This window comes from Mesorhizobium sp. M0040 (assembly GCF_040323505.1).
GTDB lineage: Bacteria > Pseudomonadota > Alphaproteobacteria > Rhizobiales > Rhizobiaceae > Mesorhizobium.
The window spans coordinates 60,227-74,473 of the sequence record NZ_JAMYVA010000025.1 but is presented as its reverse complement, the minus strand read 5'-3'; the positions used below and the strand labels follow the sequence as shown (position 1 = coordinate 74,473).

Annotated in this window: 15 protein-coding genes and 1 tRNA gene; 8 read left to right on the top strand and 8 right to left on the bottom strand. The window is 62.9% G+C overall.

All coding sequences use genetic code 11. The features are described 5' to 3' along the window. Positions 1-98: 98 nt before the first annotated feature. Positions 99-230, bottom strand: a complete 132-nt coding sequence (locus NKJ91_RS20990) for a hypothetical protein (protein WP_280952144.1) — start codon at positions 228-230, stop codon at positions 99-101. A 296-nt stretch (positions 231-526) separates the two neighbouring features. After that, a complete protein-coding gene (locus NKJ91_RS20985; RefSeq protein ID WP_352457097.1) occupies positions 527-1,225 on the bottom strand; it encodes a type 1 glutamine amidotransferase in 699 nt (232 codons plus the stop codon). A 74-nt stretch (positions 1,226-1,299) separates the two neighbouring features. Here NKJ91_RS20985 and NKJ91_RS20980 point away from each other — a divergent pair, with 74 nt between their 5' ends. From NKJ91_RS20980 to NKJ91_RS20965, 4 genes are all read left to right on the top strand, one after another. Then, positions 1,300-1,947, top strand: a complete 648-nt coding sequence (locus NKJ91_RS20980) for a hypothetical protein (protein WP_023680464.1) — start codon at positions 1,300-1,302, stop codon at positions 1,945-1,947. 32 nt (positions 1,948-1,979) lie between these two features. Beyond that, on the top strand, positions 1,980-2,714 hold the full coding sequence (locus NKJ91_RS20975) for a 16S rRNA (uracil(1498)-N(3))-methyltransferase (protein WP_352457100.1): 735 nt from the start codon (positions 1,980-1,982) through the stop codon (positions 2,712-2,714). A 186-nt stretch (positions 2,715-2,900) separates the two neighbouring features. After that, complete coding sequence (locus NKJ91_RS20970) at positions 2,901-4,274, top strand: glutamate--cysteine ligase (protein WP_023680466.1); 1,374 nt, start codon at positions 2,901-2,903, stop codon at positions 4,272-4,274. A gap of 102 nt (positions 4,275-4,376) precedes the next feature. Further along, complete coding sequence (locus tag NKJ91_RS20965) at positions 4,377-5,435, top strand: DUF937 domain-containing protein (protein ID WP_352457095.1); 1,059 nt, start codon at positions 4,377-4,379, stop codon at positions 5,433-5,435. A gap of 175 nt (positions 5,436-5,610) precedes the next feature. Here the strand turns inward: NKJ91_RS20965 and NKJ91_RS20960 are convergent, their stop codons facing one another. After that, complete coding sequence (locus NKJ91_RS20960) at positions 5,611-5,901, bottom strand: DUF1127 domain-containing protein (RefSeq protein WP_352457094.1); 291 nt, start codon at positions 5,899-5,901, stop codon at positions 5,611-5,613. Positions 5,902-6,079: 178 nt separating this feature from the next. Here NKJ91_RS20960 and NKJ91_RS20955 point away from each other — a divergent pair, with 178 nt between their 5' ends. The 3 genes from NKJ91_RS20955 (at position 6,080) to NKJ91_RS20945 (ending at position 9,830) form a co-directional block, all read left to right on the top strand. After that, positions 6,080-7,036 (top strand): LysR substrate-binding domain-containing protein, encoded by a 957-nt coding sequence (locus NKJ91_RS20955; RefSeq protein ID WP_023680469.1) that lies wholly within the window; start codon positions 6,080-6,082, stop codon positions 7,034-7,036. Between the two features lie 70 nt (positions 7,037-7,106). After that, complete coding sequence (gene xseA / locus NKJ91_RS20950; RefSeq protein WP_352457093.1) at positions 7,107-8,672, top strand: exodeoxyribonuclease VII large subunit; 1,566 nt, start codon at positions 7,107-7,109, stop codon at positions 8,670-8,672. 30 nt (positions 8,673-8,702) lie between these two features. Then, on the top strand, positions 8,703-9,830 hold the full coding sequence (locus NKJ91_RS20945) for a DmpA family aminopeptidase (RefSeq protein WP_352457092.1): 1,128 nt from the start codon (positions 8,703-8,705) through the stop codon (positions 9,828-9,830). Between the two features lie 61 nt (positions 9,831-9,891). On the opposite strand, the gene NKJ91_RS20940 is transcribed toward NKJ91_RS20945, so the two are convergent. The 3 genes from NKJ91_RS20940 to NKJ91_RS20930 form a co-directional block, all read right to left on the bottom strand. Beyond that, entirely contained in the window at positions 9,892-10,146 is a 255-nt protein-coding gene (locus NKJ91_RS20940) for a DUF768 domain-containing protein (protein WP_023677464.1), read from the bottom strand. A 510-nt stretch (positions 10,147-10,656) separates the two neighbouring features. Beyond that, positions 10,657-10,947 (bottom strand): Atu4866 domain-containing protein, encoded by a 291-nt coding sequence (locus NKJ91_RS20935; protein WP_352457099.1) that lies wholly within the window; start codon positions 10,945-10,947, stop codon positions 10,657-10,659. Positions 10,948-10,974: 27 nt separating this feature from the next. Continuing rightward, positions 10,975-11,727: an SDR family NAD(P)-dependent oxidoreductase gene (locus NKJ91_RS20930; RefSeq protein WP_352457091.1), complete on the bottom strand. Its 753-nt coding sequence runs from the start codon at positions 11,725-11,727 to the stop codon at positions 10,975-10,977. A 137-nt stretch (positions 11,728-11,864) separates the two neighbouring features. On the opposite strand from NKJ91_RS20930, the gene NKJ91_RS20925 reads away from it, so the two are divergent. Beyond that, positions 11,865-12,773 carry a LysR family transcriptional regulator gene (locus NKJ91_RS20925; RefSeq protein ID WP_352457090.1) on the top strand — a complete coding sequence of 303 codons (909 nt, stop codon included), beginning with the start codon at positions 11,865-11,867 and terminating at the stop codon, positions 12,771-12,773. A 538-nt stretch (positions 12,774-13,311) separates the two neighbouring features. Here NKJ91_RS20925 and NKJ91_RS20920 read toward each other — a convergent pair. Both NKJ91_RS20920 and NKJ91_RS20915 read right to left on the bottom strand, forming a co-directional pair. Next, positions 13,312-13,388, bottom strand: a tRNA-His gene (locus NKJ91_RS20920). A gap of 339 nt (positions 13,389-13,727) precedes the next feature. After that, complete coding sequence (locus NKJ91_RS20915; protein WP_254819298.1) at positions 13,728-14,186, bottom strand: phasin; 459 nt, start codon at positions 14,184-14,186, stop codon at positions 13,728-13,730. Positions 14,187-14,247: the final 61 nt, after the last annotated feature.

The following is a 14,247-nucleotide window of genomic DNA, read 5'->3' as shown; positions in this document are numbered from 1 at the left end:
GGCCGGCCCCTCCAACAGCCGACCTCTCATGAATCACGCAAAACCGCTCTTGGGAATCCTCGAAACGCTCCCGGAGCTAAAAATCTGCCAAAGTAGTGCTAGCGAAGCGCGGCGGTGACGCCGTAGCCGTCAACGGCATTGTGGTTGTTGGCTGCGTCGGCGGAATAAATGCCGAGGCCGCACAAGACGATGGCCGACAACATGGCAAAGGACAAAAAGGCTGCTTTCACGGACGTCATCTCTTGTTGAGCTTTCTGCATCTATGCACGAGCGGGTTACCAATGCGTTGAAACGCGAAATACGTCGCAAATGTCTGACGGTTTCGCGCTTCTAGGCATGTTCTGTATCGGCGGTGTGTCGCGCGGGTCACAGGAAAGGTTCATCGCGGTTGCACGCAAGATGCAGAGCGGGCGCCTTTTAGGCTGGCGGACAGACACAGGCCAAGGATGAAACGCGTTTTCCCCGGCGGATTTGCCGCCGCGTGCCAAATATGCAACGTCGCCAAATACGTTGACTATATGGGCCGTCAGATCGTCGCCACCCAGGCGCGGGCGATGGCCAGGCCGGCGGCATCGGCTTGCGGTCCGTTGCGGGCCATTTCATCGTCGAGCCGGCCCGCCCATTCAGGATGCCGCTCGGCGATCAGCGGTGCGAAGGAGGTACTCCAGTCGCACACCATCGGACTGTCGGCCTCGAAATGGAACTGGAAGCCGTAGACGGCGCGGCCGATGCGGAACGCCTGGTTCTCGGCGACGGCATTGCCGGCCAGCCGAACGGCAGTCTCGGGCAAGACAAAGGTGTCGTCGTGCCATTCGAAGATCGGGAATTTTTCAGGCAAGGCGGCGAGCACCGGATCGGCCTGCGCCGCCGCGGTGAGCGCGACCTCGTGCCAGCCGAACTCCGACGCGCCGCCGATCTGGTTCTCGCCGCCAAAGGCGCGCGCGACCAACTGGCTGCCGAGGCAGATACCAAGCACCGCGCGATCCCTCTCGGCAAAGTCGCGCGTCAGGTCGAGCAGGCCCGGAAAATAAGGACAGAGCTCGTCGTCCAGCGCATTCTGGGCGCCGCCGAGCACTACCATGGCGTCATGCCCGCCGCTATCTTGCGGCAGCGCGTCGCCGCAGTAGGGACGGCGCAGGTCGATATCGACGCCCGCCTCGACAAGGGCCGCGCCGATCTGGCCAAGGCCCTCATTGTCGAAGTTCTGGACAACCAAGACCCGCATCGAAACCTGCTGACATGAAATTGATGCAACGAGCGATATCATGGCGCCAGCATTGCAGCCAACAGGGAACGCCTATGCCACTGCAAAACCGGGTCGACCCGTTCGGCGCCATCCATGCCGTGCCGGAGCGCGGCCTGTTCATGGGCAATCGCGGCATCATTCACGACCCCGAGACGAGAACGCTGTTGAAGAAGCGCTGGGCGCTGCAAGCCTGGATCATCTGCGTCTGCGAATTCCATAACGTGCGGCGCGAGCCGATGGGGCGCAACCGGGCTGGCGGCAAGGCCGGCTGGACCGAACTGTTTTTCCTCGACGAGGTGACGGCACTTGCCGCCGGGCACCGGCCCTGCTTCTTCTGCCGGCGCGAGCGGGCCAGGGATTTTGTCCGGCGTTTCGGCGACGCCTTCGGCATTGCCGAGCCACGCGCGCCGCAACTCGACAAGCGCCTGCACAAGGAGCGCGTGGCATCGGGCGGGCGGGCGCCGAGACTGGAACCGGAAGCGCTTGCGGACTTGCCGGACGGCACGATGATCTCGTCAGGAAACAGGGCGTACGTCCTGTTTGACGGCGCCGCGCTGCCCTGGAGTTTCGGCGGTTATGGCGAACCGGTGGGGTTCGGCGGTTTTACCGACAGTCCAATCCGCCTGCTCACGCCAGCGACAACTGTTTCGGTGCTGCAGAAAGGCTACGAGCCTGTCTGGCATCCTTCCGCCGAGGCTTGACGCCGAGGGTGACGTTGCCGCATTCCTCGGCGATGCGCGCCAATTACAAGATGCAGCGGCTGTTCGTGCCGGACGGGCTTGGACCGGACATCGAGTTCGACATCGGCCCGCAGCAGAGCCATTATCTCTCGCACGTGCTGCGGCTCGGCGAAGGCGCCGAAATTCTGGTCTTCAACGGCCGCGACGGCGAATGGTCGGCGGCGATCGCGGCAAAATCGAAGAAGGCGTTGCGCCTGAAGTTGCTGGCATTGCAGCGGCCGCAGCCGCCGTTGCCCGATCTCGTCTACTGTTTCGCGCCGCTGAAGCAGGGGCGGCTCGACTACCTCGTGCAAAAGGCGGTCGAGATGGGCGCTGGCATCCTGCAGCCGGTCATCACCCAGCATACGCAGGTGGCAAAGCCCGCCATCGAGCGCCTGCGCGCCAATGTCGTCGAGGCGGCCGAACAATGCGGCATATTGGCGGTGCCGGAGCTGCGCGAAGCGGAAAAATTCGAGCGCCTGCTCAGCAACTGGGACCGTGAGCGGCGGCTGATCTTCTGCGACGAGGATGCATCGACCAACAGTCCCCTGCCGGCATTGCAGGCGGTGCGGGAGAACAAGCTCGGCCTGCTGGTCGGGCCGGAGGGCGGCTTTTCCGACGAGGAGCGCAGGATGCTGAGAGCCCTGCCCTTCGTTACCGCCATTCCGCTTGGGCCGCGCATCCTGCGGGCGGACACGGCGGCCGTAGCGGCACTGGCGCTGATCCAGGCGACAATCGGGGATTGGTGATCAATTCCAGTTACCCTCTGGCTCAGGATTTTTCGCTTGATCGGCTACTGACATTTCGTCCATCTAGCGCCGGCAGTGGCCGCGCGTCCTTTCGGGCGCGCAAAGGACGCTGTAACATATTGATTGGGCACATGATCCTTTCCGAAAATCGAAGCCGGTTTTCGGGGCCATGTGCGGAGGGCTATTATGGCGCGCGATACTACCGATTTCCGGCCGATCGAAGGCGTCGACGAACTCGTCGAGCACCTGGCCGAAGGCAACAAGCCGCGCGACAAATGGCGCATCGGCACCGAGCACGAGAAATTCCCGTTCTATGTTGACGGCAATGCCCCGGTGCCCTACGGCGGCGAGCGCGGCATCCGCGCCATCCTCGAAGGCATGCAGGACAAACTCGGCTGGGACCCGATCATGGATGCCGGCCGCATCATCGGACTGGTCGAGCCGACCGGCCAAGGCGCGATCTCGCTGGAGCCCGGCGGCCAGTTCGAACTGTCCGGCGCGCCGCTGGAGACGATCCACCAGACCTGCCGCGAAGGCAATGCGCATCTGGCGCAGGTGCGCGAGATCGCCGAACCGATGGGCATTCGTTTTCTCGGCCTTGGCGGCAGCCCGAAATGGTCGCTGGCCGAGACGCCGAAGATGCCGAAATCGCGCTACGAGATCATGACCCGCTACATGCCCAAGGTCGGCACCAAAGGTCTCGACATGATGTACCGGACCTGCACGATCCAGGTGAACCTCGACTTCGAAAGCGAAGCCGACATGCGCCGCAAGATGCAAGTGTCGCTGAAATTGCAGCCGCTGTCGACGGCGCTGTTTGCCAACTCGCCCTTCACCGAAAGCCGGCCGAACGGCTTGCAGAGCTGGCGCGGCGAGATCTGGCGCGACACCGACAATCAGCGCTCCGGCCTGCTCGAATTCTGCTTCTCGCCCGATTTCGGCTTTGCCGATTATGTCGAATGGGCGCTCGACGTGCCGATGTATTTCGTCATCCGCGACGGCCAGTACCATGACATGACGCACATCACCTTCCGCCAGTTCATGGCGGGCGCCGCCCGCAACGAACTGCCGGACGGGCTCCCGACGATGGGCGACTGGGCGAACCATCTGTCGACGCTGTTCCCGGACGTGCGGTTGAAGCGCTTTCTCGAAATGCGCGGCGCCGATGGCGGGCCGTGGCGGCGCATCTGCGCGCTGCCGGCCTTCTGGGTCGGGCTGCTCTATGATGCGGCTGCGCTCGACGCGGCCGAGGCGCTGACCTCGAGCTGGAGTTATGACGAGGTGCTGGCGATGCGCAACGCGGTGCCCGAACAGGGCATTTCGGCGCCCTTCCGCAACACGACACTGCGCGAGATAGCCCGCGACGTGCTCGTCATCTCGCGCATGGGACTGAAGAACCGCGGCCGCAAGAACCGCGACGGCTATGACGAGACCTCGTTCCTCAACACGCTGGACGAGGTCGTCGCGCGTGGCACCACCAGCGCCGAAGAGATGCTCTCGGCCTACCACACACGCTGGGGCGGCTCGATCGAGCCGGTGTTCATGGAATACGCGTATTAACGCTTCGCTATCCGCTTGGCCGATGGTCCGGCAAATTCGCTTCAATCAGTGATGGAAACGAATTAGGCTTCTCCAACGAGGATTTTCCCGGAGGAGAAAACAATGCCTTCCTTGTTCGATATTCTGGCACAGGCCCAGAACGGCAACGGCATGCAGGCGCTGGCCCAGCAGTTCGGGCTTTCGCAGCAGCAGACGCAGGCGGCGGTCGCGGCGCTGCTGCCGGCCTTTTCGCAGGGGCTGAAGCGCAACACGGCGGACCCTTATGGGCTCGGCTCCTTCATGACGGCGATGGCCAGCGGCCAGCACGCCAAATATTTCGAGGATGCAAGCCGGGCCTTCTCGCCGCAGGGCCTCGATGAAGGCAAGGGCATTCTCGGCCATTTGTTCGGCTCGAAGGACCTGTCGCGGGCCGTCGCCAGCCAGGCCGCGCAGGCGAGCGGCGTCAGCCAGCAGGTCCTGCAGCAGATGCTGCCGGCAATCGCCTCGATGATGATGGGCGGGCTATTCAAGCAGACCACCGACCAGCTAGGCGGGCAGATGCATGCGGCAGGCGGTGGCGGCAATCCGCTTGGCGAGCTCATCGAGCAGATGATGCGGCAGGCTGGCGGCGGCAGCCAGGCACCGACCCCTCAGCCTGCAGGCCCCACGGATAACCCGCTCGGCAAGGTGCTGCAGGATATGTTCGGCGGGCAGCAGCCGCAACAGACGCAGAGCCCTTACGGCGACAACCCGCTGGGCAAGGTGTTGCAGGACATGTTCGGCGGCGGGCAGCAGCCACAAAGCCAGCCGCAGCAGACACAGAACCCTTATGGTGACAATCCGCTCGGCAAGGTGCTGCAGGATATGTTCGGCGGCGGTGCACCACAGCCACAGCAGCCGCAGAACCAACCCCAGCAGACACAGAACCCTTATGGTGACAATCCGCTCGGCAAGGTGCTGCAGGACATGTTCGGCGGTGGCGCACAACAGTCTCAGCCGCGTCAGGCGCCGCAGCAACCCCAGGCGCCGCAGCCGCAGGCCAATCCGAGCGGCAGGCCGAGAAATCCGTTTGACGACCTGTTCGGCAAGATGTTCGAGACAGGCGCCCAGCAGCGCGACGACTACCAGAAAGGCATGGAGTCGATCTTCGCCCAGTTCAAGCAGGGCATGGGCCGGCGGTAGACCAGACACCGGCAATCAATCATCAGTGCCGCCCAAAAAAGAAAGCCCGGTCCTGGGAGGACCGGGCAGCGCGCAGGCTGGCCGGGGGGATCCGGCAGGGAGTGGGGAGCCTGCGTAACTTAGTGGCGTCGTGCCTCAAAAAGGTTCAACGCGCCCGAACGGCGAAACCACGCGATCACACCACCTTGCGGGCAATATCCTCGATCGTTTCGGCGCGCTCGACCGCGATGACGCGAAGCCTTTCTGTCGGATCGCGGCCAAAGGGTTCACCGACAGCGACGTGCAGGTCGGCGCGGGTCAGGCCGATGTCGGCGAGCTCGGCATCCGACATCTCGCCGAGGCGATAAAAGGCGCGGCGGTTTCTCCAGGCGCGGTAAACATTGGCAGCGGCATTGGCCACGCGCGTCGCAACGGCCGGACGCGAGGTGATGCGCGAGGTCTCGGTAGCGAAATCAAACGTAGCCATGTCGGTCTCCTTCACATTCGAACGGGCGAAACCGGTCGATCGGGCGCTGGCGACAGCGGCCGTTCCGGCTTCGATTCACATGCCTTCATGTGGACAATCGGAATTTGCCATGGCCCGATTGATTAATCCAACGAATGTTTCTAATCTTTAGCATCAGCATCAATGATGGATTGGGCCAATGAAAGCGCCGCTCGATCTCGATCAGTTGCAGACCTTCATCTCGATTGTCGACACCGGCAGCTTTACCCGCGCGGCGGAAGCGGTGCATCGCACCCAGTCTGCGGTGTCGATGCAGATGCGGCGGCTGGAGGAACGGATCGGCAAGCCGCTGTTCGAAAAGGACGGCCGCACCAACAGGCTGACCGAGGAAGGCGACAGACTGCTCTCCTACGCAAGGCGGCTGCTCTATCTCAACAAGGAAACACTGGCCGCCTTCGACGACCGCCGGCTCGAAGGCACCATCCGCATCGGCACGCCGGACGATTATGCCGATCGCTTCCTGCCAGAGATCATGGCGCGGTTTGCCCGTTCCAACCCGCATGTCGAACTGACCGTTATCTGCGAACCGACGCCGGGACTGGTCGAACACATCAAGCGCGGCAATCTCGACCTGGCGCTGGTGACGCACAACGACGCGCGCGGCCAGTCGGAAGTGGTGCGGCGCGAACCGCTGCTGTGGGTTACCTCGGCCAACCATGCGACGCATGAGCAGCCGATCCTGCCGATGGCCTTCGGCCGGCCGAACTGCATCTGGCGGCGGGCCGCCGCCGACGTGCTCGATCAGCAGAGCCGCGACTATCGCATCCTGTTCACCAGCTTCTCTGCCACCGTCATCGCCGCCGCGGTGCTTTCCGGTCTGGCGATCTCGGTGCTGCCGGAATGCGCGCTGCGGCCCGGCATGCGGGTGCTGGGCGAGGCCGACGGTTTCGGCGCCCTGCCCGATTGCCGCATCGGCATCATGCGCGGTCAGACCTCGCGGCCGGAGATCGTCGACGCGCTTGCGCGCCACATTTCGGAGAGCCTCGACAATATTTCCGTGCCACTCGGCGAGGAGACCGGCACGTTCGATTTCGCCGCCCTCGCCTTCGCCAAGATGAAGCGGACCAAGCCGAACCAGATCCTGCCGGGCTGGTGATCGCGCGATTGGGGCGGACATCGAACACGGCCGCCTTGACGCCGGCCAGCAATCGTCCCCCAATCGGCCGATGAGCGACGCAGCATCCGAATCACGCACCAACGCCACCGAATATACGGTGAGCGAGATTTCCGGCGCGCTGAAGCGTACGGTCGAGGACGTCTTCGGCAATGTACGGGTGCGCGGCGAGATTTCCGGCTATCGCGGACCGCATTCCTCCGGCCATGCCTATTTCTGCCTGAAGGACGATCGCGCGCGGCTCGACGCCGTGGTGTGGAAGACCACGATGAGCCGGCTGAAATTCCGTCCAGAGGAAGGCATGGAGGTGATCGCCACCGGCCGGCTCACCACCTATCCCGGAAAGTCGAACTACCAGATCGTTATCGACAATCTCGAGCCGGCCGGTGCCGGTGCGCTGATGGCGCTGCTGGACGAGCGCAAGCGCCGGCTGCAGGCCGAAGGCCTGTTCGACGCGGCGCGCAAGCGCAGGCTGCCGTTCATGCCGTGCGTCATCGGCGTCGTCACCTCGCCGACAGGCGCCGTCATCCGCGACATCATCCACCGCATCAAGGACCGGTTTCCGCTGCACGTGCTGGTCTGGCCGGTGCGGGTGCAGGGCGAGACGGCGGGTGCGGAAGTGACCGCTGCCGTCAACGGCTTCAACGCACTGCCATGGGACGGCGCCATCGCGCGGCCCGATCTGTTGATCGTGGCGCGCGGCGGCGGCAGCCTGGAGGATCTGTGGGGGTTCAACGACGAAGCGCTTGCCCGGGCCGTCGCCGCTTCGGGCATTCCGGTGATTTCCGCGGTCGGCCACGAGACCGACTGGACATTGATCGATCTGGCGGCGGATGTGCGGGCGCCGACGCCGACAGGCGCCGCCGAGATCGCCGTGCCGGTCAAGGTCGACCTCGAAGCGACGCTTGCCGGCCTTGGCGCGCGGTTGAAGACCGCACTGTCGCGCAATTTCGAACGCAAGCGGCAGGCGGCACGCGCGGCCGCCCGTGCGCTGCCCTCGCCCGACCAGTTGCTGGCGCTGCCGCGGCGGCGCTTCGACGAGGCGACGAGCCGGCTCGGCCGGGCGCTGTCGGTCAGCGTCGAGCGCAAGCGAGCCAGGCTTCTGGGGCAGCGGCTGACGCCGGCGACTTTGTCGCGGCGCATGAACGAAGCCCGCACTCTGACCCGCCGCGACCTCGCCCGTGCGCAAGCGGCTTTCTTCGCCATCGTGCGCGAGCGTCGGGCGCGGTTTTCGCGCACGGCGACCAGACTGTCACCGGCGCCGATCGCAAGACGGCAGAAACTGCAAGGCGATGCACTGCTGGCACTGACACGGCGGCAGGACCAGGCGATTTCAAGACGGCTGGACCGCCTGCGTGGAAAACTGACGCAGGCAGACCGGCTGCTGGCGACGCTCTCGCACAAGGCCGTGCTGGCGCGAGGCTTCGCGCTGGTCAAGGATGCGGACGGCGCGGTGGTCAAGCATGCGGCGGAAGTGGTGTCGGGAATGGCGCTTTCGCTGGAGTTCGCCGACGGCACCGCCGATGCAGTCGCCATCAGTGGCACGGCGCGGCCGAAGACGGTTGCCAAGCCCGCGGCCAAGCTCAAGGCGCCGGGCGGCCAAGGTTCGCTTTTCTGAGGAAGACCAAGGCGCTTTTCTGAGGAAGAAATGACCGACCCGCATCTTGCGACGCCCTCGGGCAAACTGCGCGCCCGTGCCTTCGCGATCCCATTCGAGGGCACGCCAGGCCGCATCAATGCCATCACCGATGTGCCCGGCGTGACGGTCGGCTATACCACGCTGATCTCAGGGGACGGGCCGCTCGTCGTCGGCAAGGGTCCGGTACGCACCGGCGTGACCGCGATCCTGCCACGGCCCAGAGGCGAGTTGGCCGTCCCGGCGTTCGCCGGCGTGTTCAGCGCCAATGGCAATGGCGAACTGACCGGCTCGCATCTGATAGAGGAACTCGGAGCGTTCAATCTTCCCATCACCATCACCAACACGCATTCCTGCGGCGTCAGCCGCGACGCAACGCTGCGCTGGATGCAGACGGTGCTGCCGCAATCGCTCGACAGCGCCTGGGCGCTGCCGGTGGCGGGCGAGACTTATGACGGCTTCCTGAACGATATCAACGGCCACCATATGAGCTTCGAGCACGTGTTTTCCGCGCTCGAAACGGCTGATAGCGGGCCGATCGAAGAGGGCAGCGTCGGCGGCGGCACAGGCATGATCACCTTCGGCTTCAAGGCAGGGTCCGGCACATCCTCGCGCAGCGTCGACTGGAATGGAGAGCGTTTCACGATCGGCTGCTTCGTCCAGTCGAATTTCGGTGCACGGCGAAACCTCGTGATCCGTGGCATCAGAGCCGGAGCGGAACTCGCCGAACCGGCGACCCGGGACAACACGCCGCGAGCGGAAAAGAGCTCGATCATCGCGATCGTCGCCACCGATGCGCCATTCATGCCGCACCAGTTGAAACGGCTGGCGAAACGCGTGCCGCTCGGCGTCGCGCTGACCGGCGGCTATGGATACAATTCGTCCGGCGATATTTTTCTGGCCTTCAGCACGGCCAATGCCGATGCGGCGCGCGGCGCGGCCGGCAAGCTGGTGAGCGCCGGCTATATACCGGATGCCGACATCAACCCGTTCTTCGACGCCGTTGTTCAGAGCGTGGAAGAAGCGATCCTCAATGCTCTGGTCGCCAATGAAGACATGACCGGGCGCGACGGCAATTTCGTGCCGGCGTTGCCGGAAGCATGGCTCGAGGAGAGATTTGGCAAAGCTGCGCCGCGATAAGACCGCGCAACTGCATCAGACAGGCAACGGTCGCCCGGCAGGTTTTGCCGGAGGCGGTCCGTCAGCCGGCAGGCTTGTTGGAATTCCGCTCGTCCTGATCGGCCTCGGCCGCCTCTTCGAGCCTCGAAGCAATGAGCTCCTGAATGTCGCCGACCTCTTCCTGGATATCCTCCAGGGGTATGCCGGCTTCGGCAGCCTTGGCCGCACATTCCCTGGCGAGGGTCTCGGCCTGCTTCTCGATTCTGGCTGGCGAGGGCTGGCAGTGGACTTTTTCGCCGATCCACCCGCGCAAGAACTCGATCGCGTGTTCACTCATACTGCTGTTTCCCTAGCGGCTATGCCGGTTGGTAATCATAAACGTCGGCATCTTCGAAAAGATGCGTGCTGCCATTCGAGCCGAGTCGGCTTCGCCCGGCAAGCCGAACTTGTCCGAGGTCCACAGAGCTGAAGGGAATGGAGGGTTCAAGGAGCACGTTCTAGTTCTTGAGGACTGATTCTCTCGACGAAACTCGTTCGACCCGCGCTATTGTTTCTATTTGCTTTTTTTCGATTTTCAAGCCGTTTTAGATCACAATAGATGTCGCAATGACTAGCACATTTACCGCGCTCTCGCCGGCACCATGTAAGAGGCGAGCCGTCAAAGCCGCCGCTATATAGTGACAACCATTTGCAATGTCGACTCTGCTCGCGGTCCTGCTTCTTTCCGCCGCGCTTGCTGGGAGATATGTGGTGTGACGGGTCTTGCAGTGCAAGCTGCCGAGCGCCTCATGCAAGGCATGCAATAGCGTCTTGTGGAAACCCTGAAGTGCTTGTCTAGGGCGGCTCTCTACCGCTGGCGGTAAAGGATCATGCCGGCATGATAGAGGACGCCTTCGACGAACTCACCATCCGCGGTGAAGCCCGTATCGTCCCAGTATTCTATGTGGCTGCCCTGCACTTCATAGCGTCCCCGATAGGCGCTCTCGCGGTCACCGCGCGCTTCGTCATAACGGCCGTTCGGCAGGAGTTCGTGCCTGATATGGCGATCCTCGGTGACCCACATTCCGACATAGGGATGATCTTGGTGCGTCATTGGTTCCTCCGCAAGGATTGGAGTTGAAGGAAGGGTCAGGCCTATTGGCGCCACTGCGACTTGCTGCAATTTTCATTGGGCGGTGTAGCCGCCATCGACCAGAAGCAAGGCCCCGGTGATGAAGCTGGACGCCGGCGAGGCAAGAAAGGCGATGGCCTCGGCAACTTCTTGCGGCTGGCCGATCCGGCCGATTGGATGCGCGCCGCCGAAGCTGCGCAGCATCTCCCGGCCATTCTCCACCACACCTTCCATGATGTCGGTTTCGATCACGCCAGGGGCAACGGCGTTGCAGCGAATGCCCATGCGCCCGTATTCGATCGCGATCACCTTGGTCAGCTGTGCGACAGCCGCCTTGGAGGAGGCATAGGCCGCCTGCGTCTCGAAGGCCGCAACCGCCGAGATCGATGAGACATTGACGATCGCGCCGCCACCGCCGGCGGCCATCAGTTCCACAGCAGCACGGGCAGTGACGAAGCTGCCGCGCGCATTGATCTGCAGAATGCGGTCGTAGTCGTCGACCGAGGTCTCAGTCAGACGTTTGTTGAGCGTGCGGCCGGCGTTGTTCACGACGATATCGAGTCGTCCGAAGCGCTTCGCGGCGAGTTCGACCGAGCGTCTGGCCAGATCCTCGTCGGCGATATCGCCGACTAAGGTTGCCACGTCCTCGGCTTCCAATTCGCGTACGGTGTCGCTGAGATCGCTTGCCACGATCCGGGCCCCGCGCGCACGCAGCAGCTCCGCCGTGCAGCGACCGATTCCGCGTGCCGCGCCGGTCACGAGAGCGACCTTTCCATCCAGGTCCCAGGAGGAAGGCAGTGGCGTCATGGGGTATCTCCTTGGTCAGCCGGCATCGACTTGGATCGGGGGATCAAGCCTTTCTTGCCGTTGCGACAGAGATAGAGCCATGGCATTGTCGCGATAACCCGCCCGCCGTTAACCTCGATGGTAAGTTTGACTAACCAATGGACATCGATCTCAATGCAATTGCCGTCTTCGTCACCGTGGCCGAGGAACGCAATTTTCGCGCTGCGGCAGACCGTCTGGGCGTGACGCGCTCAGCGGTCAGCCAGAGCATCCTCAGGCTTGAACAGCGCCTCGGCATCGCATTGCTGCAGCGCACGACACGCAGCGTCAACCTGACCGAAGCGGGCGAGCGCCTGCTGGCGAGCGTCGCACCGGCGATCGCCGACGTGAACGCGGCAATCGAAGCCACCACGGAGTTGCTGGACCGCCCGCGCGGCCGCCTGCGGATCGCGGCTTCGTCGATCGCCGAGGCCTTTCTGTCAGGACCGTTGCTGGCGTCCTTTGCAGAAAGATTTCCCGAGGTGCATCTGGATATTGTGGTCACCGACGAGGAATTCGACATCGTTGCCGAAGGCTATGATGCGGGAGTGAGGCTCGGCGAAGTGATCGAGCAGGACATGATTGCCGTGCCGGTATCGGGCGATCTGCGACAGATGGCCGTCTGCGCCCCGCGCTATCTCGAACAATTCGGAGCACCCGCGCATCCGCGTGAGCTTGTGGCTCATCGCTGTATCGGCTGGCGGCCGGCGCCGGGAGTTTCGCCCTATCGCTGGGAGTTCGGCGAGGACGGGCGCGAGTTCGACGTGGCGGTTGCGCCCGAGATCACTACCAACGACATGTGGCTGATGATCCGGCTGGCCGTTGCAGGCGCCGGAATCACGTTCGGCATGGCCGATACATTCCGCCCCTGGCTCGACCTCGGCGAGCTCGTGCCAATCCTCGACGGCTATTTTCCGCCGTTTGCGGGTTTCTATCTCTATTTCCCAAGCCGACGCAATATCGCGCCGAAGCTGAGAGCCCTCGTGGATCACCTGCGCGGCGCGCGTCAGGCGCGGGACCGTGGGTGAGCGCTACGGGATCGTAGTGAACGCTCGGCGCTATTGGTCAGAAACCTGGCTGAAAGCTGAATGGTACCGTTGGCTGGGATCGAACCAGCGACCTCCGGATCCACAATCCGGATACAGCGATTGGAATGCTGATCTTTTTGCCTTCATGTCGCGTTCAGTGGTGGAGGGCTATCCAGATGACAAACCCTAACAGCAGAACAAAACAGACGCCGACCCCACGTTTCAGGGATGCAGTGAGCCCGTATTTCTCGTACGCTCGCCGTGGATCGACGCGGAAGTCCTCTTGGAATTGGAGTTCAATTCTTTGTTGCAGGCTCAACTCAGTTTGCTTTTCTTTCGACATTTGGTGCTGCCCAGCTCAGCCCAATAGCGCGCGCTCTGCCGCTGCGATCTGCCCGCTATCATCACCCTTTGGGAAGAGATGTCCATAGATGTCGGCCGTCATTGTGACGCTGGAATGCCCGATGCGCTTTGCAACATGGAAGGGTAATTCAGCGTCCTTGCCCTGTCTGGCAAAATATTGATTCTGAAAAGCTAATGGTACCGTTGGCTGGGATCGAACCAGCGACCTCCGGATCCACAATCCGGCGCTCTAACCATCTGAGCTACAACGGCACGTTTGCCTGAGCGGGATCGAGATGAAACGTTCGGGACCCGCTCTGTCGTTCGGCGATGCGTCCATACGGGCTATCGGAGTTTAATTCAAGGCTTTTGGCAAGGCAAAAGCTCGCTCCGGCATCGCGTCATTTTCCGCCGGACAAAAGAAAAGGCCGGCGGGAGGAGGTGCCGGCCTTTTCCTGTTACAAGCCAGCGGGAGGAGGTGCTGGCTGGTCACCCCGGTGAGCAGAGGGAGGAGGTTCCACCCGCCGGGTATTCACTTAAACCACTATATCGCACATCTATTTGTCTGACGAAATGCGACCTTTTGATGCATCGTCAAACTGTGCGCAAATATTAGGCGATCTTGATTTCTTTCACGGCCTTCTCGAAGGCGGTCTTGATCGGCTTGGATACGTCCTCGGCCGCCTTGGCAGCAACCGCCTGGAAGTCCTTAGCCTGCTCGACGGTCATTTCGACGCGCTTGCGCAGGAAAGCGGTCTGCAACTCGACGACTTCCGACAGCGACTTGGCGCCGATCAGCGCTTCGAAATGCGAGAAGCCGGCTTCGGCATTAGCGCGCAGGGCGGCGATGGTCTTGAGCGACAGGTCGCTGGAAACGGACTTGGCGGTCTCGTAGGTCGACTCCAGAGCCTTCTGGGTCTCCTCGGCGCCGGTCTTCAGCTTGGCATAGGCCTCTTTCGACTGCTCAACGCCCTTTTCGGCGAAGGCACGGATCTGGTCGGTGGCCTTCGAAGCGTCGAAGCTCGGGAATTCAACGTTTTCGATCGTTTCAGCGGTCTTGGTCCTGGACATTTTCCATCCTTTTCAGCGGCAGCGGCTTTGACAAAATGCCGTCTCGTTCATCTATCATGGC

Coding starts and splice junctions, on each gene's coding strand:
- NKJ91_RS20975 (WP_352457100.1), top strand. CDS start 1,980: ATGCGCGCCAATTACAAGATGCAGCGGCTGTTCGTGCCGGACGGGCTT.
- NKJ91_RS20960 (WP_352457094.1), bottom strand. CDS start 5,901: ATGGCTACGTTTGATTTCGCTACCGAGACCTCGCGCATCACCTCGCGT.
- NKJ91_RS20955 (WP_023680469.1), top strand. CDS start 6,080: ATGAAAGCGCCGCTCGATCTCGATCAGTTGCAGACCTTCATCTCGATT.
- NKJ91_RS20985 (WP_352457097.1), bottom strand. CDS start 1,225: ATGCGGGTCTTGGTTGTCCAGAACTTCGACAATGAGGGCCTTGGCCAG.
- NKJ91_RS20915 (WP_254819298.1), bottom strand. CDS start 14,186: ATGTCCAGGACCAAGACCGCTGAAACGATCGAAAACGTTGAATTCCCG.
- NKJ91_RS20940 (WP_023677464.1), bottom strand. CDS start 10,146: ATGAGTGAACACGCGATCGAGTTCTTGCGCGGGTGGATCGGCGAAAAA.
- NKJ91_RS20970 (WP_023680466.1), top strand. CDS start 2,901: ATGGCGCGCGATACTACCGATTTCCGGCCGATCGAAGGCGTCGACGAA.
- xseA (WP_352457093.1), top strand. CDS start 7,107: ATGAGCGACGCAGCATCCGAATCACGCACCAACGCCACCGAATATACG.
- NKJ91_RS20965 (WP_352457095.1), top strand. CDS start 4,377: ATGCCTTCCTTGTTCGATATTCTGGCACAGGCCCAGAACGGCAACGGC.
- NKJ91_RS20925 (WP_352457090.1), top strand. CDS start 11,865: ATGGACATCGATCTCAATGCAATTGCCGTCTTCGTCACCGTGGCCGAG.
- NKJ91_RS20980 (WP_023680464.1), top strand. CDS start 1,300: ATGCCACTGCAAAACCGGGTCGACCCGTTCGGCGCCATCCATGCCGTG.
- NKJ91_RS20930 (WP_352457091.1), bottom strand. CDS start 11,727: ATGACGCCACTGCCTTCCTCCTGGGACCTGGATGGAAAGGTCGCTCTC.
- NKJ91_RS20945 (WP_352457092.1), top strand. CDS start 8,703: ATGACCGACCCGCATCTTGCGACGCCCTCGGGCAAACTGCGCGCCCGT.